The sequence below is a fragment of the Streptomyces sp. NPDC101178 genome, assembly GCF_044767965.1.
Taxonomy (GTDB): domain Bacteria; phylum Actinomycetota; class Actinomycetes; order Streptomycetales; family Streptomycetaceae; genus Streptomyces.
Genome location: NZ_JBIWOZ010000007.1, coordinates 302402 through 328123 on the forward strand (window position 1 = coordinate 302402; position 25722 = coordinate 328123).

The 25722-nt window shown below is 72.2% G+C and carries 18 protein-coding genes; 9 read left to right on the plus strand and 9 right to left on the minus strand.

The annotated features are described in order from the left end of the window. Positions 1–7 precede the first annotated feature (7 nt). Entirely contained in the window at positions 8–1045 is a 1038-nt protein-coding gene (locus ACIRR8_RS21765) for a TIGR04222 domain-containing membrane protein (RefSeq protein ID WP_404067603.1), read from the plus strand. A 118-nt stretch (positions 1046–1163) separates the two neighbouring features. Then, positions 1164–2729: an alpha/beta hydrolase gene (locus ACIRR8_RS21770; RefSeq protein ID WP_404067204.1), complete on the plus strand. Its 1566-nt coding sequence runs from the start codon at positions 1164–1166 to the stop codon at positions 2727–2729. Between the two features lie 143 nt (positions 2730–2872). On the opposite strand, the gene hemQ is transcribed toward ACIRR8_RS21770, so the two are convergent. Together hemQ and hemG are read right to left on the minus strand one after the other, a co-directional pair. Continuing rightward, positions 2873–3601: a hydrogen peroxide-dependent heme synthase gene (hemQ, locus tag ACIRR8_RS21775; protein WP_404067207.1), complete on the minus strand. Its 729-nt coding sequence runs from the start codon at positions 3599–3601 to the stop codon at positions 2873–2875. 4 nt (positions 3602–3605) lie between these two features. Further along, the gene (hemG, locus tag ACIRR8_RS21780) at positions 3606–5069 is read right to left on the minus strand and encodes a protoporphyrinogen oxidase (protein WP_404067209.1); all 1464 of its coding nucleotides are present in this window, start codon (positions 5067–5069) and stop codon (positions 3606–3608) included. A 126-nt stretch (positions 5070–5195) separates the two neighbouring features. Here hemG and ACIRR8_RS21785 point away from each other — a divergent pair, with 126 nt between their 5' ends. Beyond that, a complete protein-coding gene (locus ACIRR8_RS21785; RefSeq protein WP_404067212.1) occupies positions 5196–6182 on the plus strand; it encodes a DUF4349 domain-containing protein in 987 nt (328 codons plus the stop codon). Positions 6183–6235: 53 nt separating this feature from the next. Next, positions 6236–7615 carry an FAD-dependent oxidoreductase gene (locus ACIRR8_RS21790; protein ID WP_404067215.1) on the plus strand — a complete coding sequence of 460 codons (1380 nt, stop codon included), beginning with the start codon at positions 6236–6238 and terminating at the stop codon, positions 7613–7615. A 30-nt stretch (positions 7616–7645) separates the two neighbouring features. Here ACIRR8_RS21790 and hemE read toward each other — a convergent pair whose 3' ends face one another. Further along, a complete protein-coding gene (gene hemE, locus ACIRR8_RS21795; protein WP_404067217.1) occupies positions 7646–8731 on the minus strand; it encodes a uroporphyrinogen decarboxylase in 1086 nt (361 codons plus the stop codon). Positions 8732–8823: 92 nt separating this feature from the next. Here hemE and ACIRR8_RS21800 point away from each other — a divergent pair, with 92 nt between their 5' ends. The 5 genes from ACIRR8_RS21800 to ACIRR8_RS21820 all read left to right on the plus strand — a co-directional run bounded on the left by ACIRR8_RS21800 (position 8824) and on the right by ACIRR8_RS21820 (position 15394). Next, positions 8824–9483, plus strand: a complete 660-nt coding sequence (locus ACIRR8_RS21800; protein ID WP_404067220.1) for a DUF3000 domain-containing protein — start codon at positions 8824–8826, stop codon at positions 9481–9483. Positions 9484–9695: 212 nt separating this feature from the next. After that, a complete protein-coding gene (locus tag ACIRR8_RS21805) occupies positions 9696–10358 on the plus strand; it encodes a response regulator transcription factor (protein WP_358887071.1) in 663 nt (220 codons plus the stop codon). Between the two features lie 116 nt (positions 10359–10474). Further along, on the plus strand, positions 10475–11749 hold the full coding sequence (locus ACIRR8_RS21810) for an HRDC domain-containing protein (protein WP_404067222.1): 1275 nt from the start codon (positions 10475–10477) through the stop codon (positions 11747–11749). A 298-nt stretch (positions 11750–12047) separates the two neighbouring features. Then, positions 12048–13268, plus strand: coding sequence for a thiolase family protein (locus tag ACIRR8_RS21815; protein WP_404067224.1), 1221 nt, complete (start codon positions 12048–12050; stop codon positions 13266–13268). Beyond that, on the plus strand, positions 13265–15394 hold the full coding sequence (locus tag ACIRR8_RS21820) for a 3-hydroxyacyl-CoA dehydrogenase NAD-binding domain-containing protein (protein WP_404067226.1): 2130 nt from the start codon (positions 13265–13267) through the stop codon (positions 15392–15394). The genes ACIRR8_RS21815 and ACIRR8_RS21820 overlap by 4 nt, the downstream gene beginning before the upstream one ends. Positions 15395–15466: 72 nt before the next feature. Here ACIRR8_RS21820 and ACIRR8_RS21825 read toward each other — a convergent pair whose 3' ends face one another. From ACIRR8_RS21825 to ACIRR8_RS21850, 6 genes are read right to left on the minus strand one after another with little or no spacing between them, the layout of a single operon-like run. Next, complete coding sequence (locus ACIRR8_RS21825) at positions 15467–16405, minus strand: endonuclease/exonuclease/phosphatase family protein (protein WP_404067228.1); 939 nt, start codon at positions 16403–16405, stop codon at positions 15467–15469. Positions 16406–16437: 32 nt separating this feature from the next. After that, positions 16438–18414, minus strand: a complete 1977-nt coding sequence (locus ACIRR8_RS21830) for a hypothetical protein (RefSeq protein ID WP_404067230.1) — start codon at positions 18412–18414, stop codon at positions 16438–16440. Next, entirely contained in the window at positions 18411–20507 is a 2097-nt protein-coding gene (locus ACIRR8_RS21835) for a glycosyltransferase family 4 protein (protein ID WP_404067233.1), read from the minus strand. The genes ACIRR8_RS21830 and ACIRR8_RS21835 overlap by 4 nt, the downstream gene beginning before the upstream one ends. After that, positions 20504–22270, minus strand: a complete 1767-nt coding sequence (locus ACIRR8_RS21840; protein WP_404067236.1) for a stealth family protein — start codon at positions 22268–22270, stop codon at positions 20504–20506. Before ACIRR8_RS21840 ends, ACIRR8_RS21835 begins: the two co-directional genes overlap by 4 nt. Then, positions 22267–23889: a sugar phosphotransferase gene (locus tag ACIRR8_RS21845; RefSeq protein WP_404067239.1), complete on the minus strand. Its 1623-nt coding sequence runs from the start codon at positions 23887–23889 to the stop codon at positions 22267–22269. The genes ACIRR8_RS21840 and ACIRR8_RS21845 overlap by 4 nt, the downstream gene beginning before the upstream one ends. A gap of 15 nt (positions 23890–23904) precedes the next feature. Beyond that, positions 23905–25536, minus strand: a complete 1632-nt coding sequence (locus tag ACIRR8_RS21850) for a stealth family protein (protein WP_404067241.1) — start codon at positions 25534–25536, stop codon at positions 23905–23907. Between the last annotated feature and the right edge of the window lie 186 nt (positions 25537–25722).

Sequence of the window (25722 nt, forward strand, 5' to 3'; positions counted from 1 at the left end):
GACCGCCATGAACACGCTCGCCCTGCTGCTGACCCTCGCGGTCGCCGTCTCCAGCGCGCTCCTCATCGCGAAGCTGGTCGCCTCCCGGTCCCGCCGCCCGTCCGCCGGCCCCTCGCCCGCCGTCCACGACCTGCACGAGGCGGCGTTCCTGGGCGGCGGCCCGGCCAGGGTCGTGGACACCGCGCTCACCGCGCTGTACGCGGACGGGCGCGTGCTGATCGGCGGGCCCGGCATCATCTCCGTACGGCGTCAGCAGGCGAACGACCCGGTGGAACGCGCCGTGCTGCAGGAGCTTCTCGCCGCTCCGAGCGGCGCTCTGCACGCGGTACGGGAAGCGGTCATGCGCCATCCGGCGGTGCAGGAGATCGGCGACGGGCTCGCGGAGCGCGGACTGCTGGTGCCGCCGGCCGCGAGCCGTTCCGTACGGCGGTGGGGACTGGTCCAGGGGATCTGCTGCCTCGTCGCGCTGCCGCTCTCCGTCCTGGCCACGGTCCTGCAGTACATAGCGCTGGAATCGCAGTTCGACATGCCGTTCCCGTTCGTCCTGAAGATGCTGCCCGCGATCGCGCTCGGCGGGATCAGCGGACTCGTGGTGGCCGCGGCCGCCGCCCACCGGATCACCCGGCCCGGCCGCCGGGCCGCGCAGGCCTTCCGGGCCGCCCACGCCTACCAGGTGACCGCGCCCCACCTCGTCGCCACCCAGGGGCTGCGCGCGCTGCCGGACCCCGTGCTCCAGGCCCAACTGCTCGCGGCGGCCCGGCTGCACACGCAGACCCGCCGGTCCCGGTCGGGGTGGTCGGCGTACGCCGGCAGTACGGCAGCGGCGTCCGGTTTCGCCGCGACGGCGGTCTGGTGCGCCGACGCGGGCCCCGGTCACCACAGTTGCGGCGGATCCAGCGGAGGCGGCTCGGGCTGCGGCGGCGGCTCCGGTTGCGGCGGCTCGGGCTCGAGTTGCGGCGGCTCGGGCTCGAGTTGCGGCGGCGGCTCCGGTGGTTCCAGCTGCGGCGGAGGTTCAGGCGGCTCCAGCTGCGGCAGCAGCTCCTGACCCACCGTCACACGGCCGGCGCAACCGGGTCGATTCCCGCAACACACCGGCCCGGTACTGGACTTCGGCCGCCTCGCCCCTCACCATCCCCTCTCCGCATCCGCAGAGAGGCCCCGCCGTGAGAGCAGTACCGCTGTACGCAACGATCGGCTCCCTGGTGCTGTCCGCGCTGACCGCCGCTCCCGCCATCGCTTCGGACGGCCCCGGACCGGCCTCCGCCGAGGAGCGCGGTACGGCGGTGGCGGCGACCCGTGCGGCGGCGGCCGGGATCTCCTTCGGGGCGTGCCCGGAGGAGGAGATGCTGCCGGAGTACCTGAGGTGCGGCACCGTCCGGGTTCCGCTGGACTACGCCCGCCCGGACGGCCGGACCATCGCTCTCACCGTCAGCCGCACCACGGCCACCGGCCCGGCGGCCGGCCGGCAGGGCTCGTTCGTCTACAACCCGGGCGGGCCCGGCGCCTCCAGCGTCACCTTCCCGCTGATGGGCGAGATGTCCGAGTGGAAGGAGGTCGCGGAGGTGTACGACATGGTCGGCTACGCACCCCGTGGCGTCGGCGCCTCCGCCCCGCTCTCCTGCCAGGACCCGGCGGTCTTCGCGCAGAGCCCCACCGACTCCCCCGCCCACCCCACCACCGCGTACAAGGAGAAGCGCGTCGCGCAGGCGCGGGCGTACGCGCAAGGGTGCGCGAAGAACGCGGGCGAGGCGCTGGGCCACTACACCTCGCTCAACAACGCCCGCGACCTGGAGGTGCTGCGGGCCGCTCTCGGTGACGAACGGCTGACCTTCATGGGCGCCTCCTACGGCACGTACATCGGTTCCTTGTACGCGACCCTCTTTCCCTCACGCGTACGCCGTATGGTCTTCGATTCCGCGGTCGACCCGGACCCGGAGAAGATCTGGTACCGCTCCAACCTCGACCAGTCGGTGGCCTTCGAGTCGCGCTGGCTGGACTTCCGGCGCTGGGTCGCCCGGCACGACGACGTCTACGGGCTCGGCACCACGCCGGAGGCCGTACAGCGGCATTACGACGCGGTGCGCACCGCGCTGGCGGCCGAACCGGCGGGCGGGAAGGTGGGGCCGGGGCAGTTCCACGCGGCGTTCCTCCAGGCCGGGTACTACGACGACTACTGGGCGATGCGGGCCACCGCGCTCTCCGAGTACGTCCGGGGCAACCCGGAACCGCTGGTCACGCAGATGTCGCCGCGCGCGATCACGGCGAAGGACGACGAGAACGAGCGGGCCGTCTACACCGCCGTCGAGTGCAACGACGCGCCGTGGCCCGAGGAGTGGGAGGTCTGGGACCGGGACCACAGCGACCTCGCGACCGTCGCCCCCTTCCAGACCTGGAACAACGCCTTCACCAACCTGCCGTGCGCCTTCTGGCCCGCGCCCCGGCAGCGGCCGCTGGACGTCTCCACGGAGTGGGGCGAGCTGCCGCCGGTGCTGATCCTGGCGGCGGAGCGCGACGCGGCGACCCCGTACGAGGGAGCGCTGGAGCTGCGGCGGCGGCTGCGCGGCGCGGTGCTGGTGACCGAGCGGGACGCGGGGACGCATGGCGTCGGCGGGGCCGGGAACGCCTGCGTGGACGAGCACCTGCGGCGGTATCTGCTGACGGGCGCGGTGCCCGCGGGGGACGCGGAGTGCGCGCCGCGCGCGGAGCCGAACGCGGTCTCGCTGGACTGAGGACGCGGACGGGCCCTGCCGGAGTGTGCTGGGCACACTCCGGCAGGGCCCTCAAGCCGAACCCGGTGTCGCTGGAACGGCGGGCGGCACGGTCGCGCCCGTCTTCTGATCTTCCGGGTTGGGGTGGTGCGGGAACTCGCTGGCTATGCGAGCCCGGCCACCAGGTCTGCGATGCCCTTCCTGCGGCCCGTGTAGAACGGGATCTCCTCGCGCACGTGGAGCCGTGCCTCGGAGGCGCGCAGGTGGCGCATCAGGTCGACGATGCGGTAGAGCTCGTCCGCCTCGAAGGCGAGGATCCACTCGTAGTCGCCGAGCGAGAACGAGGCGACGGTGTTGGCGCGGACGTCGGGGTAGCCGCGGGCCATCTTGCCGTGGTCCGCGAGCATGCGGCGGCGGTCCTCGTCGGGCAGCAGGTACCAGTCGTAGGAGCGTACGAACGGGTAGACGCTGATGTAGTCGCGCGGGTTCTCGTCGGCGAGGAACGCCGGGATGTGCGACTTGTTGAACTCGGCGGGCCGGTGCAGCGCCATGTTCGACCAGACCGGCTCCAGGGCGCGGCCGAGCTTGGTGCGGCGGAAGAGGCTGTACGCGTCCTGGAGCTGGTCCGAGGTCTCCGCGTGCCACCAGATCATGAGGTCCGCGTCGGCGCGGAGACCGGAGAGGTCGTAGGTGCCGCGCACGGTGACGTCCTTGGCCGCGAGCTGGTCGAACAGCTCCTGGACCTCGTCGGCGTACCCCGCGCGGTCCAGCGGGAGCACGTCGCGGAGTTTGAAGACCGACCAGAGGGTGTAGCGGATGACCTCGTTGAGGTCCTTGGCCTTCTTTCCGGCGTTCGGACTCTTGCTGGATGTCACAGTCTCAGGAGCACTCATACGGCTATTGTCCCGCCTCGCTCCCGGTGCCCCGAACCAGGGTGGGCGTGGCGATGATCTCCCTCATGATCTCGTCCGCCGCGCGTCGGGCGCTCGCGACGCAGGCCGGGATGCCGACCCCGTCGTAGACCGCGCCGCAGACCCGCAGCGCGGGCAGCTTCGCGACCTCGTCGCGGATGCGGGCGACCCGGGTGTGGTGGCCGACCGGGTACTGCGGGAGGCCGCCGATCCAGCGGGTGACCTCGGTGTCGACGGGGCGTGCGGTGAGTCCGGTGGCCGCCTGGAGGTCGCGCAGGGACACGGCGACGAGTTCGCCGTCCTCGCGGTGCAGGTGGTCCTCCTCGCCGTACCGGCCCACCGAGGTGCGGAGCACGAAGAGGTCGGGGGCGGCGTCGGCGACCCACTGCCACTTGTTGCTGGAGAAGGTGGACGCCTTGATGGTGCGGCCGTCGACCGGCGGTACGAGGAAGCCGGAGCGGCCGCGCAGGGCCTCGTACGCCGCGATGTCGGTACGGCGGAAGGCCATCGTGACCAGGGCCATCGAGGCGTACTCGACACCGGCCAGCTCGGCGGAGGCGGCCGGGGACTCGGCGGCGAGCAGGGCGGAGGCGGACCAGGCGGGGGTGGCCAGGACGATGCCGTCGGCGGTGATCACCCCGGTGTCGGTGCGGACCTCCCAGCCCGTGTCCGTACGGGTCAGGCCGAGGACCGGGGTCTCGGTGAGGATCGCGCCGCCTGAGGCCCGTACGGCGTCGGCCACGGCGTCCGGCAGGGTGCCGATGCCGCCGGCGATGCCCTGGAAGACGGGCCCGGTCCGCTGCCGTGCCGCTGCTCGCTCCTGGATGCGGCGGACGGCCTCCAGCAGCGGGCCGCCCTCCTTCACCGCTTCGAACAGCTGCGGTACGGCGGCGCGCATCGAGATCCGGTAGGCGTCGCCCGCGTAGACCCCGCCGAGGAGCGGCTCCACCAGCCGGTCGACCACCTCACGGCCGAGCCGGTCGGCGACGTACGCGCCGACCGCCACGTCGTCGCCGACGGGCGTCGGGGTCAGGTCGCGCTCCTCGGCGATCCGGGTCAGGCCCTCGGGCGTGAGTACGTCTTCGAGAGCGGCCGGGTCGCCGGGGACGCCCATGACGTGGCCCTTGGGCATCGGGCGCAGCGCGTCGCGGGTCCAGAGGGAGGCGGTGGCGGTGGCCGGCGGCTGGAGGCGGCCGGAGAGGCCGACCGCACCGGCCAGCTCGACCGCCTCGGGGCGGCGGGCCAGCATCGACTCGGCGCCGAGGTCGACCCGGACGCCCGCGACCTCACCGGTCATGAGCTTGCCGCCGAGCCGGTCCGTCGCCTCCAGGAGCGTGACCCGCAGGCCTGTGGCGACCAGGCGGTGGGCGGCGGCAAGGCCGGCGATGCCGCCGCCGATGACGACGACATGGTGCGCGGGCGGGTCCGCATCCTGATGTGAACGCTGCATGGGTCCACTCTCTCAAACGCCTGCCGGCTCCTGACCGTGACCACTTCGAAACCCGCGGCCGGAAACCGGTTCGGGAGGGCCCCCGTCGAACCCGCAGTACCAACACACGTCCTGGGGGGACCTGTTATGAACAGCGATACCGATCACCGCTTCCGCCACCGCCGCTCCCGTCTCCGTGCCGCTCTGGCGGCCGGCGCTCTCGGGGCGGTGCTGCTCGTCGGCGGCTGCAGCGGCGCCGACAGCGCGTCCGACGCGGGTGCGGGGTCGAACGGCCTCAAGGCGAGTGCGGAGAGGGGGATCGTGGGCGAGCAGTACGCCCCGGGCGACGCGGCGGCCTCCGCCGCCCCGGAGGCGGCGAAGGGCGGCGAGCGGCAGAAGGCGCCGAAGCCGGGGGCCGCGGGCACCCATGTCATCCGGACCGCCGAGCTCTCCGTAGAGGTGAGGAGCGCGCCGAAGGCGGCCGCCGCCGCGCGGAGCACGGTGGAGGCGAGCGGCGGCCTGGTGGCGACCGAGACCACCGAGCGGGTCGACGACGAGCACGAGTTCTCGCACCTGGTGCTGCGGGTGCCGCAGGACAGCTTCCAGGAGGTGCTCGGCAAGCTCGCCGGCTCCGGGAAGCTGCTCTCCCGCTCCTCGAACGCGAAGGACGTCACCGACCAGGTCGTCGACGTGGAGAGCCGGATCGCCACGCAGCGCGCCAGCGTGAAGCGGGTCCGGGAGCTGATGGACCGGGCGGAGAGGATCACCGATGTCGTCACGCTCGAAGGCGAGCTGAGCAGCCGTCAGGCCGATCTGGAGTCGCTGCTGGCCCAGCAGTCGAGCCTGAAGGACCGCACCACGCTGGCGACGATCACGCTGGACCTGAGCGAGCCGGACGCGCCGCGCCAGGGTGGGAAGGACGACGACCCGGGGTTCCTGGACGCGCTGGGCGGCGGCTGGGACGCGTTCGTGACGATGTTCCGGTGGATCGCGGTGGCGCTCGGTGCGTCGGCCCCCTTCCTGGTGACGGCCGCGCTGCTGCTGGTGGTGTCGCGGGTGCTGCGCGCCCGGCGGACCGGCCGGGGCGTCCCGGAGGCGCCGAAGCCGGAGCCGGAGGCCGCACCGGCCCCCTGAGCGCCGTAGCGTGGGCTCCCTGACGGCCGGCACGGCGAAAGGGACCCGGAAACATGGCAGCGGAGCGACTCGTGGTCATCGGCGGCGACGCGGCGGGCATGTCCGCCGCGTCGCAGGCCCGCAGGCTGAAGGGGCCGGACGAGCTGGAGATCGTCGCGTTCGAGCGCTCCTCGTTCACCTCGTACTCCGCGTGCGGCATCCCGTACTGGGTGAGCGGGGACGTGGCGGGGCGCGACGACCTCATCGCCCGTACGCCCGAGGAGCACCGCGAGCGGGACATCGATCTGCGGATGCGCACCGAGGCCACCGAGATCGACGTGGCCGGGCAGCGGGTGCGGGCGGTGGACCGGGAGAGCGGGGAGGCGTACTGGACGGGGTTCGACAAGCTGGTGATCGCCACCGGGGCGCGTCCGGTCCGCCCGGAGCTGCCGGGCATCGACGCGCCGGGCGTGCACGGGGTGCAGACCCTGGGCGACGGGCAGGCGCTGCTGGACTCGCTGGACCGTGCCACCGGTCGGCGGGCGGTCGTGGTGGGCGCCGGGTACATCGGCGTCGAGATGGCCGAGGCGATGCTGAAGCGCGGCTTCGAGGTGACCGTACTCAACCGCGGGAAGCAGCCGATGGCGACGCTCGACCCGGACATGGGCGAGCTGGTCCACGAGGCGATGGACGGGCTCGGCATCACCACGGTCAACGGCGCCTCCGTGACCAAGATCCTCACGGGTCCGGACGGCCGGGTCAGCGAGGTGGCGACCGAGGAGCGGACCTACCCGGCGGACGTGGTGGTCCTCGGCATCGGCGTCGAGCCGGAGGCGGGGCTGGCCCGGGAGGCGGGTCTCACGGTGGGCGCGCACGGCGGAATCCTCACCGACCTGGCGATGCGGGCGGTGGGCCACGAGAACATCTGGGCGGGCGGCGACTGCGTGGAGGTCCTGGACCTGGTGGCGGGCCGCCCCCGCCACATCGCGCTCGGCACGCACGCCAACAAGCACGGCCAGGTCATCGGGTCGAACGTCGGCGGCGGCTACGGCACGTTCCCGGGCGTCGTCGGTACGGCGGTGAGCAAGGTCTGCGACCTGGAGATCGCCCGGACCGGGCTGCGGGAGAAGGACGCGCGGGCGGTCGGGCTGCGCTATGTCACGGCGACGATCGAGTCGACGCAGCGGGCGGGCTACTACCCGGGGGCCGAGCCGATGACGGTGAAGATGATCGCGGAGCTGCGTACGGGGCGGCTGCTCGGCGTGCAGATCGTCGGCCGCGAGGGGTCGGCGAAGCGCGTGGACGTGGCGGCGGTGGCGCTGACGGCCGGGATGACGGTGGAGCAGATGACGGCGCTGGACCTCGGCTACGCGCCGCCGTTCTCACCGGTGTGGGACCCGGTGCTGGTGGCGGCCCGCAAGACGGTGGCGGCGGTGCGGGGCGCGGGAAGCTGACGGGCCTCCCGCGCCGGAGCAGGCCCGCCGTCAGCGCGCGGTCTGCTCGTGCACGTACTGGACGAGCCGGGTCAGCGCGTCCGGGTCCATGTTCGGCATGACGCCGTGGCCCAGGTTGAAGATGTGGCCCTCCAGACCGGCGGCGGCGTCCAGCACCTCGCGGGTCTTGGCCTCGACCGCCGGGGTCGGGGCGAAGAGGACGGCCGGGTCCAGGTTGCCCTGGAGCGCCTTGCCGGGGCCGACGCGGCGGGCGGCCTCGTCCAGCGGGACCCGCCAGTCGACGCCGACGACGTCCGCCCCGGCCTCGCCCATCAGCCCGAGCAGCTCGCCGGTGCCGACGCCGAAGTGGATGCGGGGCACGCCGTACGGGGCGACGGCGTCGAAGACCTTCGCCGAGGCGGGGAGCACGGCGCGGCGGTAGTCGGCGGGGGCCAGCGCGCCGACCCAGGAGTCGAAGAGCTGGACGGCGGAGGCGCCGGCCTCGATCTGGACCTTGAGGAAGGCGCCGGTGATCTCGGCGAGCCGGTCCACGAGGTCGGCCCAGAGCTGCGGGTCGCCGTACATCATGGCCTTGGTGCGCTCGTGGTTGCGCGAGGGGCCGCCCTCGACGAGGTAGCTGGCCAGCGTGAACGGGGCCCCGGCGAAGCCGATGAGCGGGGTGGCGCCCAGTTCGGCGGTAAGCATCCCGATGGCCTCGGTGACGTACGGGACGTCCTCGGGGGTCAGGTCGCGCAGCCGGGCCAGGTCGGCGCGGCTGCGGATCGGCTCGGCGATGACGGGGCCGACGCCGGGCTTGATGTCGAGGTCGATGCCGATGGCCTTGAGCGGCACGACGATGTCGCTGAAGTAGATCGCGGCGTCGACCTTGTGGCGGCGGACCGGCTGGAGCGTGATCTCGGTGACCAGCTCCGGCATCATGCAGGAGTCGAGCATCGCGATGCCCTCGCGGACCTTCAGGTACTCGGGCAGCGAGCGCCCCGCCTGCCGCATGAACCAGACCGGCGTGTGCGGCACGGGTTCGCGCCGGCAGGCCTTCAGGAACGCCGAGTCCTGGGTGGCGTCGTTGCTGGCGGCGGTCGTCGTCTGCTGGCCCGTGGGGCTGGTGTTGGCACTCACGCACCAAATCTTCGCACGCATGGCGAAGGAGCCCGGCGCCGCACGGGTGTCTGTCCCTGCGCGAGGCCCGCGTTCCGCCTACTCTTCCCGGCATGGCTCCGGCTCAGGGACAGTTTTCCGATCATTCCGATGGCGCTGACGGCGAGGGCGGTGCGGAGGGTCCTCCCGTCCCGCCCGCGTTCCGGTCGGCGGTCGACGCGCTGCGCTCCGCCCGGCTCCGCCCGGAGCTGGAGGTGGAGACCACGCGACCGCCGCAGCGCCTGGCGCCCCACGCGTACGCCCTGGAGGCGGCGGTGGTCGACGGCGAGGACGACCTCGCGGATGGCCGGCTCGTCCTGCTGCACGACCCGGCGGGCCACGAAGCCTGGAAGGGCGCCTTCCGGCTGGTGACGCTGGTGCGGGCGGAGCTGGAGCCGGAGATGGCCGCCGATCCGCTGCTGCCGGAGGTGTGCTGGTCCTGGCTGACCGGGGCGCTGGACGCGCGCGGATTGTCGTACGGGGAAGCCGGAGGGACGGTGACACGCGCCGGATCGCACTACTTCGGTGCGCTCTCCGCGCGCCGTCCGGCGACGCAGATCGAGATCCGGGCCTCCTGGACGCCGCGCGAGGGGCGCGGCGGCGTGCCGGACGCGGCATCGCACCTGATGGCCTGGGGTGATCTGCTCTGCCAGATCGCGGGGCTGCCGCCGTCGGACCCGACGGACGCGGCGGTGGTGACGCTGCCGCAGCGGCGTGGCCCGCAGGTTTCGTAACACCGCGTCACCCATTTCGCACACACGCCGACTCTCTTTTCGTACAATCGATCGCGCGTCCTATTTGCCCGAATTGTTACTCACCAAATAGTGATCTTCCTCTAAAGGAGGACGGGTCTGCTGCCGAAGAGGTCAATGACCCTTCAAGCACGGTTCGCCCCGGCTTCATCCCCCGAGCCGGCCCCCGTCCCGCCACTCTCCCAGGAGGCCTGGTGTCCGTTCTCCTTGAGCAGCCCGCAAGCCTGGTCGCCTACCGCCCGAACAAGCCGACGGCCATGGTCGTCGTGGCCGACCCGCGCGTCCGTTCCACCGTCACCCGCCATCTGTGGGCCCTCGGAGTACGTGACGTCATCGAGGCGTCGTCCATCGCGGAGGCACGTCCCCGCGTCGGCAACCCGCGCGACATCTGCATTGCCGACGTCCACCTGCCCGACGGTTCCGGGCTGACCCTGCTCTCCGAGACCCGTGCCGCAGGCTGGCCGAACGGTCTCGCCCTCTCCGCCGCCGACGACATCGGCGCCGTTCGCAACGCCCTCGCGGGCGGTGTGAAGGGGTACGTCGTCACCGGCACCCGAACCAACATCGGCCACCCCAACCGCCCCGGCGTCGCCCCCATCGGCGCCAACGCGGCCCGTATGCACCGCCGGCCCCCCGGGTCCCCGAGCCACCCGGGCGGCTACCGCGAACTGTCCGGACGTGAGGTGGAGGTGCTCCGCCTGGTCGCCGAAGGCCAGTCCAACAAGGCCATCGGCGTCTCGATGGGCCTCTCCGCCCTGACCGTCAAGTCCCACCTCGCCCGCATCGCCCGCAAGCTCGGCACCGGCGACCGCGCCGGAATGGTCGCCGTCGCCCTGCGGACGGGCATCATCCACTGACCCCCACCCCCGCCGGGACGTGCACCGATGCGTCTCCGGCTGGATTACGCGCATGGCCACCCGTCGACGGAACGTTCCGTCGACGGGTGGCGCGTATACACAGATACCCTTGACGCGTGACCGACGCCCAAGAGACCGCAGCAGACAGTTCACTGCGAACCACCGGGGGCGCTCCCCCGGACGACGTCGCCCCGGCGCCGATCCCCTTGCTCGAACCGCGCGAGGGCATCCCCCCGGTGGTGGCCTCCGACGACGCCCTCGCCCGGGTGGTCGCGGCTTTCGCCGCGGGCACCGGACCGGTGGCCGTCGACGCCGAGCGCGCCTCCGGCTACCGCTACGGACAGCGCGCCTACCTGGTGCAGCTGCGCCGGGAGGGCGCGGGCAGCGCCCTGGTCGACCCGGTCGGCTGCCCCGACCTCTCCGGCCTCTCCACCGCGCTCGACGGCTCCGAGTGGATCCTGCACGCCGCCACCCAGGACCTGCCCTGCCTGCGGGACATAGGCATGGCTCCCACCTCGCTCTTCGACACCGAGCTGGCCGGACGGCTCGCGGGCTTCCCGCGCGTCGGCCTCGGCGCCATGGTGGAGAACGTCCTCGGCTACGCCCTGGAGAAGGGCCACTCCGCCGTCGACTGGTCCACCCGCCCGCTGCCCGAGCCCTGGCTGCGGTACGCGGCACTCGACGTGGAGCTCCTGATCGACCTGCGCGACGCGCTGGAGGACGAGCTGGAGCGGCAGGGGAAGCTGGAGTGGGCCCGGGAGGAGTTCGACGCGATCGCCTCGGCTCCCCCCGCCCCGCCCCGCAAGGACCCCTGGCGCCGTACCTCCGGCATGCACAAGGTCCGCCGCCGTCGGCAGATGGCGGTCGTCCGCGAGCTGTGGAACGCCCGGGACCAGGTGGCCCAGCGCCGCGATGTCTCGCCCGGCAAGGTGCTCGGCGACGCCGCGATCGTGGAGGCGGCTCTCGCCCTGCCCGCCGACGTGGCCGCCCTCACCACACTGCCGGGATTCGGCCACCGGATGGGCCGCCGGCAGCTGGAGCAGTGGCAGGCGGCGGTGGAGCGGGCGAAGGCGCTGCCGGAGTCGGAGCTGCCGCAGCCGGGCCAGCAGCCGGCCGGTCCGCCGCCGCCGCGCTCCTGGGCCGACAAGGACCCGGCGGCCGCCGCCCGGCTCTCGGCGGCCCGCTCGGCCGTCTCGGAGCTGGCCGAGCGGCTCCACATGCCGCAGGAGAACCTGATCACCCCGGACACCGTGCGCCGGGTCTGCTGGGAGCCGCCGAAGCTGGTGACGCCGGGCGCCGTCGAGGACACGCTCGCGGCGTACGGGGCCCGGCACTGGCAGATCGAGCAGGTCGGCCCGCTCCTGGTGCGGGCGCTCGCCGCCACCGCCTGATCGTCCGCACGGAAGACACCCCTGGTCACCGGCCGGGGGTTTTCCGCTGTCCAGGCCCGGCCAGAGCCCTGTCCGGACCCTGTTCGCGGACCGGACCGATGGTCGAAATCGCGCCAGGTTCGACGGCCTCCCGGACGTCTCGCGGGCGCCTCGGCGGGTACGGGAGCGGTGTGACCTTCGACGCTCCGGCCATGAGGGGTGGGCAGTCTGGTTACCCGCAAGTAGCATGAGGTCAGGCGGTGCGCCCCACGGGCGCGCCCCGCAGCAGTGCCATCCCGCACCCTGGAGGAGAGCCATCGTGCCTCGTACCATCCGGGACGTCGTCTTCGTCGACGGCGTCCGCACCCCGTTCGGCAAGGCGGGCCCGAAGGGCATCTACCACGAGACCCGCGCCGACGATCTCGTCGTGAAGGCCATCCGGGAGCTGCTGCGCCGCAACCCGGACCTGGACCCCAAGAAGATCGACGAGGTCGCCATCGCCGCGACCACGCAGATCGGCGACCAGGGCCTCACCCTCGGCCGTACCGCCGGAATCCTGGCCGGTCTGCCGCAGTCGGTCCCGGGCTACTCGATCGACCGCATGTGCGCGGGCGCGCTGACCGCCGTCACCTCGACGGCCGGTTCCATCGCCTTCGGCGCGTACGACGTCGTCGTGGCCGGTGGCGTCGAGCACATGGGCCGCCACCCGATGGGCGAGGGCGTCGACCCGAACCCGCGGTTCGTGTCGGAGAAGCTGGTCGACGAGTCCGCCCTGTTCATGGGCATGACGGCGGAGAACCTGCACGACCGCTACCCCACGATCACCAAGCAGCGCGCCGACGAGTACGCCGTGCGCTCGCAGGAGAAGGCCGCCAAGGCGTACGCCAACGGCAAGATCCAGCAGGACCTGGTACCGGTATCGGTGCGCCGCACCAACGCCGAGGCCGGTGAGACGGGCTGGGGCCTGGTCACCGCCGACGAGCCGATGCGCCCGGGCACCACCCTGGAGTCGCTGGCCGGTCTGAAGACCCCCTTCCGCGCCCACGGCCGCGTGACGGCCGGTAACGCCGCGGGGCTCAACGACGGCGCCACCGCGTCCCTGCTCGCCGCCGAGGACGTTGCCCGCGAGCTGGGCCTCCCGGTCAAGATGCGCCTCGTCTCCTACGCCTTCGCGGGCGTCGAGCCGGAGGTCATGGGCTACGGACCGATCCCGGCGACCGAGAAGGCGCTGGCCCAGGCCGGCCTCACCATCGACGACATCGGTCTCTTCGAGATCAACGAGGCGTTCGCCGTGCAGGTGCTCGCCTTCCTGGAGCACTACGGCATCGCCGACGACGACGCCCGCGTCAACCAGTACGGCGGCGCGATCGCGTACGGCCACCCGCTCGCCTCCTCCGGTGTCCGGCTCATGACGCAGCTGGCCCGGCAGTTCGAGGAGCAGCCCGAGGTCCGCTACGGCCTGACGACGATGTGCGTCGGCTTCGGCATGGGCGCCACGGTCATCTGGGAGAACCCGAATTTCGACGGAGGCAGCAAGTGAGCTCCACCACTGAGCTTCTGAAGGGTGCGGCCGAGCTGTTCCCCGGCGAGGTCGTCACGCAGGCGCACGTACGCCACCTGGACCTGCCGTCCGGTGCCGGGCGGTTCGCGCTCATCACGCTGGACAACGGCCTGGACCACACCAAGCCGACCACCTTCGGACCGCAGTCGCTGGCGAACCTGGACGCCGCGATCGACCAGGTCGAGAAGGAGGCGTCGGAGGGCACCATCACCGGCGTCGGCATCACCGGCAAGCCGTTCATCTTCGCCGTCGGCGCCGACCTCAAGGGCGTCGAGCTGCTCGGCCGCCACGAGGACGCGCTGGCGATCGGCAAGGGCGGCCACGACGTCTTCCGCCGCCTCTCCGGCCTCGCGGTCCCGACGTTCGCGTACTACAACGGCGCGGCGATGGGCGGCGGTGTCGAGGTCGGTCTGCACTGCTCCTACCGCACCGTCTCCACCGCCATCCCGGCGTTCTCGCTGCCCGAGGTCTTCCTCGGCCTGGTCCCCGGCTGGGGCGGCTGCGCGCTGCTCCCGAACCTGATCGGCGCGGACCGCGCGGTCTCGGTGATCATCGAGAACTCGCTCAACCAGAACCGGCAGCTCAAGGGCGTGCAGGTCTACGAGCTCGGAATCGCCGACGCGATCTTCGAGGGCGCGGACTTCCTGGAGCAGTCGCTGATCTGGACCGCGGCCGTCCTCAAGGGCGAGCTCGCCGTCGAGCGCCCCGAGATCGACCGCGGCGAGGGCTGGGACGCGGCTGTCGCCCGTGGCCGGACCATCGCGGACTCCAAGGTGCACGGCGCGGCCCCGGCGGCGTACCGCGCGCTGGACATCATCGCGGCGGCCAAGGACGGCGACCTGTCCGCCGGCTTCGACGCCGAGGACCAGGCGCTGGCGGACCTGATCATGGGCGGCGAGCTGCGCAGCGGCATCTACGCCTTCAACCTGGTCCAGAAGCGCGCCAAGCGCCCGGCCGGTGCCCCGGACAAGAACCTGGCCCGCCCGGTCACCAAGGTCGGCGTCGTCGGCGCCGGTCTGATGGCCTCGCAGCTGGCGCTGCTCTTCCTGCGCCGCCTGGAGGTCCCGGTCGTCCTCACGGACATCGACCAGGAGCGCGTGAACAAGGGCGTGGGCTACGTCCACGCCGAGATCGAGAAGCTGCTCGGCAAGGGCCGCATCAACCAGGACAAGGCCAACCGCCTCAAGGGCCTGGTCTCCGGTGTGCTCGACAAGGCCGAGGGCTTCGCGGACGCGGACTTCATCATCGAGGCCGTCTTCGAGGAGATCGGCGTCAAGCAGCAGGTGTTCGCGGAGGTCGAGGCGGTCGCCCCGGCGCACGCGATTCTCGCCACCAACACCTCCTCGCTCTCGGTGACCGAGATGGCGTCGAAGCTGAAGAACCCGGAGCGGGTCGTCGGCTTCCACTTCTTCAACCCGGTCGCGATCCTCCCGCTGCTGGAGATCGTGCGCGGCGAGCAGACCGACGACGCCTCGCTGGCGACGGCGTTCGGTGTGGCGCGCAAGCTGAAGAAGACCGCGGTGCTGGTGAAGGACGCCCCGGCGTTCGTCGTCAACCGCATCCTCACCCGCTTCATGGGCGAGATCCAGAACGTCATCGACGAGGGCACCCCGGTCGAGGTCGCGGAGAAGGCCGTCGAGCCGCTCGGCCTGCCGATGTCCCCGCTGGTGCTGCTGGAGCTGGTCGGCCCGGCCATCGGCCTGCACGTCTCCGAGACCCTGAACCGCTCCTTCCCGGAGCGCTTCACCGTCTCGCAGAATCTCGCGGCCGTCGTGAAGGCCGGCAAGCGCGGCTTCTACGTCTACGACTCCGGTGCGCCGGTCCTCGACCCCGAGGTCGCCGCCCTCCTCAAGCAGGGCGACACCGTCCTCACCGAGGAGCAGGTCCGTGACCGCGTGCTCGACGCGGTGGCGCAGGAGATCGGCCTCATGCTGGACGAGGGCGTCGTCGCCGAGGCGCAGGACATCGACCTGTGCCTGATCACCGGTGCGGGCTGGCCCTTCCACCTGGGCGGCATCACGCCGTACCTGGACCGTGAGGGCGTCTCGCAGCGGGTGAACGGGAAGCCGTTCCTGGCGCAGGGTGTGGCCAGCGTGCCCGCCTAGTCCGTACGGTTCGAACGGCGACGGGCCGCACAGGAGGACATCCTGTGCGGCCCGTCGCCGTTCCCGGACCTGTCACCTACGGGTGAAGACGGCCGTCACCATCGCGTGGTCCGATTCGCCGAACAGCTTCGCGTCGCCGTCCCCGCCGGTGAAGTGCCGGGTGTCGGCGAAGGCGTAGTCGATCTTCCGTTCGCCTGCCGTGGGTTCACCGTTGCGGCACCGCTCCGGCTCGCCGCCGGTGCACACCACTCCCCCGGTCGCCCCCTGGGACGCCCATGTGCGGTCCGTCTCGTCGCCCTCCAGGAACCGTCCGGTCGGCCGGCCGCCGGGCCCGGGGGCGTGGGCGTAGAGGAACCCCAGCGCGGGCTCGTTCGGCTGGAGGTTCAGGTCGCCGGCGAGCACCACGGGGGTCTCCCGGGGTACCGGGCCCTCAGCGAGCCAGTCCCTGATCTCCCGCAGCTGCTCGGGGGCCTTGGCGTAGGTGTGGGCGGTGCAGGCGAGCAGCGGCCCTCCGTCGAACCGGGTGGGCGCGCACAGCAGCCCGCGCCGGACGGCCACCGTCCGTCCGCCGTTCTCGTACGTCTCGTCGCCGGTACTGCTGAAGCGCCGGTAGTCCGGTCCGCCGGGAGCGATGGCCCCGCGGCTGAGGACTGCGGTGCCGTACGCGCCCTCGGGGCCGCAGTTGGGGACGTTGTCCTGCGACGAGGCGTACGTCCCGTGCATGGGCCGGCCCGAGTCCTTCAGCTGTTCGAGGAGCGCCTCGTACTGCGTCGCGCAGATCTCGTTGAGTGTGATCAGGTCGGGTGCGAAGGCGGAGGCCTCATTCACCACGCGTTCGACGGATGTGCCGGGGCCGGACCCGCCGGAGTTCCAGGGGCACGCGGCGGCCGCTCCGCAGAGGTTGTAGTGGAGGACCCGGACCTCGGAAGGGGCGGGAGGCTTCTGTGGGCCCGTCCGTACGAGCGTCACCAGGACGAGGGCCGCCGCGGCGGCCCACGCGACTCGTCTCATCTACCGCTCCCCGCTGTCGATGTCTCCACAGGTCAGGCGGGTTCCGCCGCGAGGGCCGGGCCGAGCGCGCTGCCCGTCACCGGCGACAGCTGGCGGCGCAGGCACAGCCTCCCGTCCGTACCGATGACCGCCACGACGACGGCGCCCGCCGCGTCGTACGCCATGGACGGGGCCTGGCTGAACATCTCGCCCACCGCACGCCAGTGGGTGCCGGAGACGTTCCGGTCGGGCACCGGCAGCGAGACGGCGAGCCGGCCGTCGGAGCCCCGGTGGGCCAGGAAGGCTTCGCGCGCACCCCGTTCGGGAGCCCACACGGCCGCCACGGCGCCCGTGCCTCCGCTGGTGCCCAGGCTCGCGCCGCCGCCGGGCCAGTTGCCGTTCTCGTGCTGCCGGTAGGCCATGACCTGCTGGGTCCCGGCCTGCCGGTAGTACAGACAGGTCCGGCCGCCGCCCGAGTCGACCGCGGTGATGCCGCCGGTCGCCACCTTGCCGGTCTTGAGCGTGTCGTCCTGGACGAAGGGGCCGCCGGGGAACGTCTGGTGCCAGCGGCCCACGGTCTGCTTGCCCGGGACGTACAGCTCCACCGTCCCGTGCTCGGTGGTGAGCGCGACACCGGCGTCCTGCGCGAAGGAGCCGCCGAGGTCCTCCCAGGGCTCCCACGCGCCGCTCTCGTTGCGGCGGCGCATGCTGATGCCCTGGGCGAAGTTCCTGGCGAAGACGTGGAGCCGGCCCGCGCCGTCGACGGCGGCCGACGGCACTCCCAGCTCGCGCTGGCGGCGGCCGTCGTGGTGGGTCCAGTCCGGGTTCTCCAGGGACTGCCAGTCGTTGAACCCGTTGCCGTCGGGGTCCTGCACCGTGTGGACGATCTCCACGGTGGCGCCGCCTCCGGCCACCACGGTCCGGCTCAGGCCCACGAGTTCGGCCGGGCCGCCGGGGACTCCCGTCACGGCCAGGGTCGGCGATATCCAGCCGTCGCCGAGGACGAAGGGGCCGCGCCAGGCGCCGGAGGCGGGTCCCGTCTCCGTCCAGAAGGCGAGCCGTCCGCCCAGGACCGCGAAGGCGTTCAGCCGGCCGCCCGGTCCCAGCCGCAGCCAGTTCGCGGGAGGCGAGTAGCGCAGGGCGGTGCTCATCATGTGCGTACTGCGGTACGGGTCGGGCCCCAACTGCCGGTCGCCGCACCGCTCGCAGGTGCCTTGCGGACAGTGCGTGGCGTCCAGACCGGCGTACGTGGCGAGGTACTCGGCCTTCTCGGCCACGGCGACCGCGTCCAGGTTGTGGCCCCAGAACCGGTTGGCGTACGCCCGGTAGTGCTCGACCACCGGGGCGTGTCCCGCGTCCCGGTGGCGGGCCAGCGCGGCGAGTGCGAACTGGGTGACGGAGGTGTGGTCGACGTGGTCGGACATCACGAATCCGTCCTTGCCGCCGTCGTGTTCGGGGTCGGGGTCCATGGCCCGCACCACGGTCGGCGCGACCTGGTCGAGCAGTACGGTCAGACCGGCGACGAGCTGCTCGCGGGAGACGTGCTGCACCTCGGCGACCGTGGAGCCCCGCACCGGCAGCGTGGGCTGCGACCGCACGGTCCCGTCCCACAGCTGATGTACGCGGGTGCGCTCGCCGCCCATGCCGGGAGCGCCCATGTGCAGCTGGCAGAAGTACATGCGCACGGTGGGCCGCGCCACCAGCGTGAAGCGTTCCACGGTGAAGCCGGGGACCAGCTGGACCGGCTCGCGGTGCCAGGGGCTCGTGCGGTCGCCGGTCGCCATCCGCGCGTAGGCGGAACGCAGACCGCAGCCGCGCGCGGTGCTGTAGCCGGCGAAGTCCGGCTGCTGGGAGCGGCGTTGCGGATCGTTGATGTCGGCGTTGATGCCATCGCCTTCGCCGGCGGTCACCACCACGGTGGTGATCTCGTCCCCTTCCTGGAGGGAACGGACCAGGTCGGGGTTCATGAAGTACAGGTCGTCGTCCTGGTGGGCGACGATGTGCAGGAGGGAGCGCTTCACTCGGTTCATCGGTCCACCACGTTCATCGCCATGCCACCGGACACCGAGCAGTACGGGCGCACCCATACCGGCCGGACCGGGTGGACCATGGCGTAATCCGACTGTTCATCCCCGGCGAGAGGCACGGGCGGGTAGGCAAAGGCGCTCTTGACGTCGGGGAAGTCCTCGAGCACCCGGCACACGCGGGTCTTCTTCCACTGGTCGGGGTGAGGCTGCAGCCACCAGTCCCAGTCCTCCCAGCGCTCCAGCCGGTGGTCGACCACGTACCGGACGGGCACCTCCACGCGGAAGGCGCGGCTGCTCAGGACCTGGACCGGAACGGTGTGGTTGACCATGTGCTCACCGCGACGGCTGACGACGAAGCGCGCGCCGGCCCTGATCTCCCGCTCGCCGCAGAGCACTCCGGTGACGGTGATGCCGGACTCGTGCAGCTCGACGGAGGTGCACTCGACGTGTTCCCGGCGCAGCACCGTACGCAGCATGAGCCTGCCGTTCGGCTGCGCGTACGGGAGGTTCCAGCCGACCGGAGCGCTGGTGGGCCGGGCCAGGAGCCGGGCCCGGGCCTCGATCAGCGACCGGGTGTCCCGTAGGCCCGCCTTCATATGGACGCTCTCCGACTTGGCCGAGCGCATGGTGACCTTCCAGCGGCCGTCCCCGAGCTCGTCCAGGGCCGAGGCCGGGAGCTCGGCGGTGTGGAGCGTGCCGCCGTTGCTCTGCGGTGTGCGGTCGGTCGGCAGCTCGATGTCCGGCAGGGCGGCGTCGCCGGCCGCGCTGTGCCGCAGCACGAACTGCCAGCGGTGCTTGCCCTCGTGCGGTCCTTGTACGGCGAACCTCAGCCGGCCCGTCTCGTCGGTCGTGACATCGGCGACCGCCGCTCGCATGGAGACCGGTGGAACGGTCGGCTGTGCCTTGGCCGCGGTCCTCGGCGGCGCCGGGCGGCGGTAGGCGCTGTCCCTGGCGGTCCGGCGGCGGGCCGCGTCCTCGAACAGGTCGACGTAGCGGGCGGCGACCACCTCAGGGTCGTAGCGGGCGGAGTTGCGCAGCGCCGCCTCGCCCATGGTCCGCCGCAGGTGGTCGTCGGCCATGAGCAGGCGCAGCCCCGCGGCGATCGCGGAGGCGTCGCCGGTGGGCACGAGCAGGCCGTCCTCGCCGTCGCGGAGGATCTCGCGCGGGCCGACCGGGCAGTCCGTGGACACCACGGGCAGACCGCACCGCATGGCTTCGACCAGCGTCATGCCGAAGGACTCCGCGCTGGAGGTGACGGCGGCGACCGAGCCCTTGGCCCACTCCGACTCGATCGGTGAGAAGCCGCCCATCAGGAGGGCGCGGCCGGTGAGGCCGAGTTCGGTCACCAGGGCGCGGAGCTTCGCCGCCTCGCCGCCGTCGCCGTAGATGCGGAGCTGCCAGTCGGGGAACTCCTCGGCGATCATGGAGAAGGCGCGGATCAGGAGGTCGTACCGCTTGATGTGGTGCATCCGGCCGGCGCTGACGACGACCTTGCTGGAGCCGTCGGACGGCGGCACGGCCGGCCGCGGCACGCTGTTGGGGATCCCGACCACGGGGATGCCGGGCACCGGGGTGTTGGCCAGGAAGGAGCGGGCGTCGGCCTCCGTGACCGTGGTGACGGCGTCCAGCCGCGGGTAGACCCGGGCCATCTCGGCACGTACGGCGGGCGGGATCGCCAGGTGGGTCATGTGCTCCTGGGCGACGCGGAGAGCGGAGTCGCGGGTGTACGAGGCGACGAAGAGGTTGAGGCTGGGCCGGGTGCCGATGACGACATCGGCGTCGGTCCCGGTCAGCTCCTCGATGATCCGCCGGTCGGTGAACCGGTTGTACTGGGCGAAGAACTCCTCCTGGCGGGGTACCACTTCGCTGGGCTCGTCGGTCCCCGGGGCCGCGCGGTCGCCGGAGCCGGAGCGCAGATCGACCAGGGCCCGGACCTTGACGCGGGGCGAGATCTCGAACTTGGGCGTGGTCAGGCGGCGGAAGACGGAGACGATCTCGACGTCGTGGCGCACCGCAAGCGCCTCGGCCAGGTTGACGACGGTGCGGTTGGTGCCGCCGATGCCGTAGACGTTGTTGATCAGGAAGGAGATCTTCATCGGGCGTCGGCGCCCTTACGCTCGAAGGGGCTGGGGACGGGGTAGTAGGCCTGGAGGAAGTCACTGAGCACGGCCGCCTGCCGTCCGTCGTCGAAGGTGTCCGACAAGGTGTCGTTGATGCAGAACGCCTGCCGGTCGCGCCGGGCCAGGAGGATGCCCAGCCGCCGCGCGATCTCCGGCTTCGCCAGGTCCAGGTAGGCGAAGGCGATCTCCGAGGGCACCGCGCGGGCGGTGAAGTACGCGTAGTAGTGGTACAGCGAGGACGGTACGGAGATGTCCGTCGGGCTGCGGAAGCGGCTGTAGGAGGTCCCGCGATGGGCTTCGGCGAACTCGCGCTCGATCTCGTACAGCACGCTGCGGCGCAGGGCGTACGGGGCGTGGCGGAGCTTCTGGACGATGGCGGAGCCGAAGTTCTCCAGGAGGAGCCTGCGGTTGTTCTTGCCGGCCGCGTCCACCGGCCGGTCGCCGCCGCTGAGTTCCCAGCGGGGAACCTGGGAGGGCGAGAAGAACGTACGGGTCATCCCGTTGGAGAGGAAGAAGTCTCGCGGGGTGACCGGGCAGCCGAGGAACATGTCGTCGTTGAAGTACAGGAAGTGTTCGGACAGTCCGTCGATGTGGTGCAGCTGGCTCTCGATCGCGTGCGAGTTGAAGGTCGGCAGCGCCGCCGGGTCCGTGAAGAGTTCGCTGTGGTCGACCACGGTGATCCGGGGGCTCCGGAGGTTGAGCCAGTGCGGCCGCTGCCGGTCGGTCACCAGGTAGACATGGCGGACCCACGGCGCGTTCTGCTCCAGCGCCCGCAGGGAGTAGCGCAGTTCGTCGCGGCTGATGTAGCGCGCCGCGTTGGCGGCCTCCGCGTGGTAGCCGCTCTCGCTGAAGGCCCCGCGGCGGCGCTGCCACTCCTGGTCCGAGCCGTCCACCCAGGTGTAGACGACGTCGATGGGGAAGCGCACGTCCTCGGGGAGCGGCTCGGCGCAGGCGGCGATGGTGCGTACCGAGCGGGTCCTGCGGGTGTGCAGGGCGGCGAATCCGGTGAGCCTGCTGATGGGCACGCTGACCCGCGCCTCGGCCGGCGAGACGTCCTCGGTGACGCGGTTGGGGCGGGGAGCGACCAGGCGGCCCTCCTCGTCCGTCTCCCAGAACTCCAGGTCACAGCCGTACTCAAGGCCCAGCACCAGGGTGTTGCCCGGGTCGCTCCACACCATGCCGAGCCGCAGGACCGCGGCCTCGCCCGCGACGCGCCGGGTGCGGGGCGATCCGCACAGTGCGGGCCGGCCCTGGACCGCCTCCCCGCGGCACGCGACCGCGTAGACCGGTCCGGCCTCGGGCGTGCGCGCGAGCATGTCGATGACGCGCGCCCGGTCGTGCCCGGCGACCGCGAGGGTGGAGCGGAAGTCGGACCGGCCGCGGATCGCGAAGTAGTCGATGCCGGACCGCTCCAGGAAGGAGACCACCAGTTCCAGGTTGGCCTCGCGCAGGCCGAGCGGCGAGACGGTGGGGCGGACGAGCGCGATCTGCCCGCCGCGGGCGGCGAGCACCGCCAGCCGCTCCTGCGTACCGAAGAGCTGGGGCCAGCGGCGCCGCGCACGGGCGGCACGGACGGCGCGCACACCCGTGGTGAGGTGGTGGGTCCGGCGCAACGCACTCTTGAGGGCCGAGCGGAGGCCGATCGGTACGCGGTGTGCCACACGGCGTCTGAGGGAGGTCGGTACGAGGGTGCGGTAGACCCCGACCGCGGCGGACGCTTCGGGATTGCCCATGCTCACGTGCGCTTGTCCGGGTCCTCTGATTCCCGTGGCTCGACCTCGAACGGGCTCGGTACGGGGAAGTAACGGTGCAGGAAGGAGATGACGGCGTCGGTGCCGCCGCGCCCCAGGGAGGCTTCGTGGCCGAGCCCGGAGAGCTGCATCTGCTGGGTGTCCCGGCGCACCAGGAGCCGGTCCAGGTGGCGCCGGATTCCGGGGTGTGCGGCGTGCAGCGCGACGGTCGCCTCGCCGGCGGGGTCGGCGAGCCCCGCCGTACGGGCGAAGTGGTGGATCAGGCCGTCCGCCGGATGGGTGCACGGGAGTGTGCTGGCCAGCTGCCCGTCGAGCGCCTGCCCGGGAACGAACCCGGAGGCGGCCAGCTCGATGAGGGCGGAGCGGGTGTAGGGCTGGGGGCCGGGCGCGTAGCCGTGGCCGACCGCCCGGCCGGTGGCGGAGTGGGCCGCCGCCGTCCAGGGGGCGAAGGACTCCTGGGCCGTCCACGGACCGCGGCGCGGCCGGGTGCCGCCGTGCGGGCTGAAGTAGTCGAACGGGCGGACCGGCCGGCCGAACAGGGCGCCGGGGCGCAGCAGGAGGAAGCGGTCCGAGAGGTCGGCCAGCTGGTGCAGCCACTCCTCGGCGTCCGGTCCCGCCGGGACCACGGAGAGGTGCTCGCCGGAGCGCAGCCAGCGGGGCGCCGGGGCCTGCTCCAGGATGTGTACGACGTCGACCCAGGGTGCGTACTGGTGCAGGGACCTCAGCGCGGCGCGGAGCAGCTCCTCGCCCCAGGGGGTGTCGTGCCGCCACGGGAGGACGGCGTCGACGGGGAAGGTGATCTCCTCCAGGCGCGGGATGTCGAAGTTCTCCAGCGTGACGCTCGGGTCCATGGCACCGTCGGTGTCCGAGTAGCCCGAGAGCCGTTCGAAGCCGATCTCGATGCCGGGGGCGTCACGGGGCACCACCCGCTGGACGCGGTTGGGACGCGGTCCGACGAGACGCTCGACGGGCAGCTTGTTGTTGACGGTCCAGAACTCGATCTCGACGCCCTGGTCGTCGCCGATCCACAGGTTCTGCGTGGGGTCGGTGCGGAGCCAGGTGATGCGTACCACCTTGGCCTTGCCGTAGTTCTTCCACGCCTTCACGTAGCTGCCGGGAACGGCCTTGGTGCCGTTCTCGGCCGGCGAGACGGAGACCACGTAACCGGTGTGCTCCTCCAGCAGCGCCCGCAGGACGCGGCGGATCTGGCCTTTGTCCTGCTGTTCGACGGCGAAGCAGATCCGCCGGTCGTCGAGGGCGGGCACGACGAACCAGGGGATCTCGGCCCGGTCGAGGGCGTGCGCGATCAGGTCGTGGTCCAGGCGCCTGGCGAGGTCGGCGGTGAGGCCGCTGTGGACGTGGGCGATCCGGCCGTCGGGCGCCGTGACCCGGCGCTCGGAGGCCCCGCGGAAGTCGGACTTGCGGATGCGCCGCAGGGCGCGCCGGTGCAGGCGTGCCTCGCGCCGGTCGAGGGTGCGGACCAGGCCGCGCTTGACCTTCCGGCGGACACCGGGGGTGACCCGGCTGGCCGCGACGGACCGGACGGGCAGCGGGACGATACGGCGGTAGACCTGAGCGGCGGAGCTCAGTGCCGGTGGACGGGCCACGTCAGGAACTCCGTTTCATCGCTCGTAGGGACTGGGGGTGGGGAAGTAGCCGTTGAGGAAACCGTCGAGGAGTTCCTGCTGGGCCTCGATGTCCTCCGGGGTGGAGAAGGCGTCGTTGAGACAGAAGGAGTCCTGGTTGCGCCCGTCGAGGAGTCTCTGCAGCCGGTCGGCGAGATCGGGTACGGCCAGCTGCAAGTAGGTGAAGGGCATGGAGGACGGCTGTGCGCGGCCGGTGAGGGCCGCGTAGTAGACCGCGAACGACGATGTCGGTGAGAGATCGGTCATCGCCCGGAATCTGCTGGCCGAGGTGCGGGCCCAGGCCTGCGGGAAGTCCGCTTCGGCCTCCTCGATCGCGCTGCGCCGCAACGCGTACGGGATGTGCTCCATGGGCTGGGTGATGACCCGGCCGAACCGTCTCTGCAGGAGCGCCCGGTTGTTCTTGCAGGCCGCGTCGACGGGGGTGTCGGTCTCGACGACCGGGCCCTGCGGGATGCGGTTGCGGGAGGGGAAGTAGCGCGCGACGCCGCCGGGGGTGAAGAAGGAGTACGGCGTCACCGGCCGGCCGATGAACATGTCGTCGTTGAAGTACAGGAAGTGCTCGGAGAGGCCGTCGATGTGGTGCAGCTGGCTCTCGATCGAGTGCGAGTTGAAGGTCGGCAGGTCGGTGGGGTCGCGGAAGATCTCGCGGTGGCTCACCACCTGGATGCCGGGGACGTCCTCACGCATCCAGGCGGGGACCTGGTCGTCGGTGGCTATGTAGATGGTGCGGATCCACGGCGCGAAGAGGTGCAGGGAGCGCACGGAGTAGCGCAGCTCGTCCCGGCTGATGAAGCGGGCGTCGCTCGCCGATTCCGCGTGGTAGACCTCACCTTTGGCCGAGGCCTTGCGCTGCTTCCAGGCGGGGTCGTCGCCGTCGACCCAGGTGTAGACGGCGTCCACCGGGAAGGTGATCTCGTCGGCCGACTCGACCAGGAACTCCGGGCGGGTGGCGAGCGCGGGCGAGGAGCCGGGGCGGGTCCACTCCGAGATGAACCGGCTGAAGAGGCGGGCGGCGCCGAGCACGTTGCCGCCCTCCTCGGCGACGGCCCAGGTGACGCGGTTGGCCCGGGGCGCGACGAGGTGGCTGCCCTGCCGGCGCCAGAACTCGATGGCGCAGCCGTATTCATGACCGAGCAGGAGGTGGCGGCCGGGGTCGGCGCGGGTCCAGCTCACGTGGAGGGCGGCCGCGGTCCTGACGTCACGCCACGCCTTGGCGTCGCGGGAGGAGAGCGGGCGCGCCGGACGGACCTGCTCGGGCTGTTCGGCGCTGATGTGCCCGGGGAATTGGCCGAGGCCCCGGAAGAGGAGGTTGAGCACCCGGTCGCGGTCGTCCTCCGGTACGGCGACGACCGTGCCGTGGTCCGATGTGCCGCGTACGGCGAAGTGCGGGATGCCGGCCGTGTCCAGCAGGGCGGTGACGGCGGAGCGGTTGGCCTCCCGGGCGGCCAGCGGCGTCAGGGCCGGTATGACGTAGACGTCGTCGGCCGGGTCGGCCGAAGGGGCCGGGTCCGGGGCGTCGTTGCGCGGCTGCGGCGGGATGGTCACGGGCGCGCCGGGCATGGTGGTCCCCCTCGCCGCGAACGCGGCGGGGCCGGGAATAGTGGTCACCCCTCGTGCCTCTCCAGGACCCAACGGTGCGACCGCACAGCCATGATTCCTCGTTCTCCCCCAGCGACGGGCCGATGGACCGGCCCGCCGTGCTGCCCCCGGTCCGCTTCCGTGGAGTCGTTCCACGGAAACGGACAACCACATTCACATGAACAATAAACCTTCACAGGTCACGCACATCTTCAC

Excerpts from the sequence above, each read along its gene's own strand:
- ACIRR8_RS21785 (WP_404067212.1), top strand. The coding sequence starts at position 5,196 with ATGAACAGCGATACCGATCACCGCTTCCGCCACCGCCGCTCCCGTCTC.
- hemG (WP_404067209.1), bottom strand. The coding sequence starts at position 5,069 with ATGCAGCGTTCACATCAGGATGCGGACCCGCCCGCGCACCATGTCGTC.
- ACIRR8_RS21800 (WP_404067220.1), top strand. The coding sequence starts at position 8,824 with ATGGCTCCGGCTCAGGGACAGTTTTCCGATCATTCCGATGGCGCTGAC.
- ACIRR8_RS21835 (WP_404067233.1), bottom strand. The coding sequence starts at position 20,507 with ATGAAGATCTCCTTCCTGATCAACAACGTCTACGGCATCGGCGGCACC.
- ACIRR8_RS21830 (WP_404067230.1), bottom strand. The coding sequence starts at position 18,414 with ATGAACCGAGTGAAGCGCTCCCTCCTGCACATCGTCGCCCACCAGGAC.
- hemQ (WP_404067207.1), bottom strand. The coding sequence starts at position 3,601 with ATGAGTGCTCCTGAGACTGTGACATCCAGCAAGAGTCCGAACGCCGGA.
- ACIRR8_RS21790 (WP_404067215.1), top strand. The coding sequence starts at position 6,236 with ATGGCAGCGGAGCGACTCGTGGTCATCGGCGGCGACGCGGCGGGCATG.
- ACIRR8_RS21825 (WP_404067228.1), bottom strand. The coding sequence starts at position 16,405 with ATGAGACGAGTCGCGTGGGCCGCCGCGGCGGCCCTCGTCCTGGTGACG.
- ACIRR8_RS21765 (WP_404067603.1), top strand. The coding sequence starts at position 8 with ATGAACACGCTCGCCCTGCTGCTGACCCTCGCGGTCGCCGTCTCCAGC.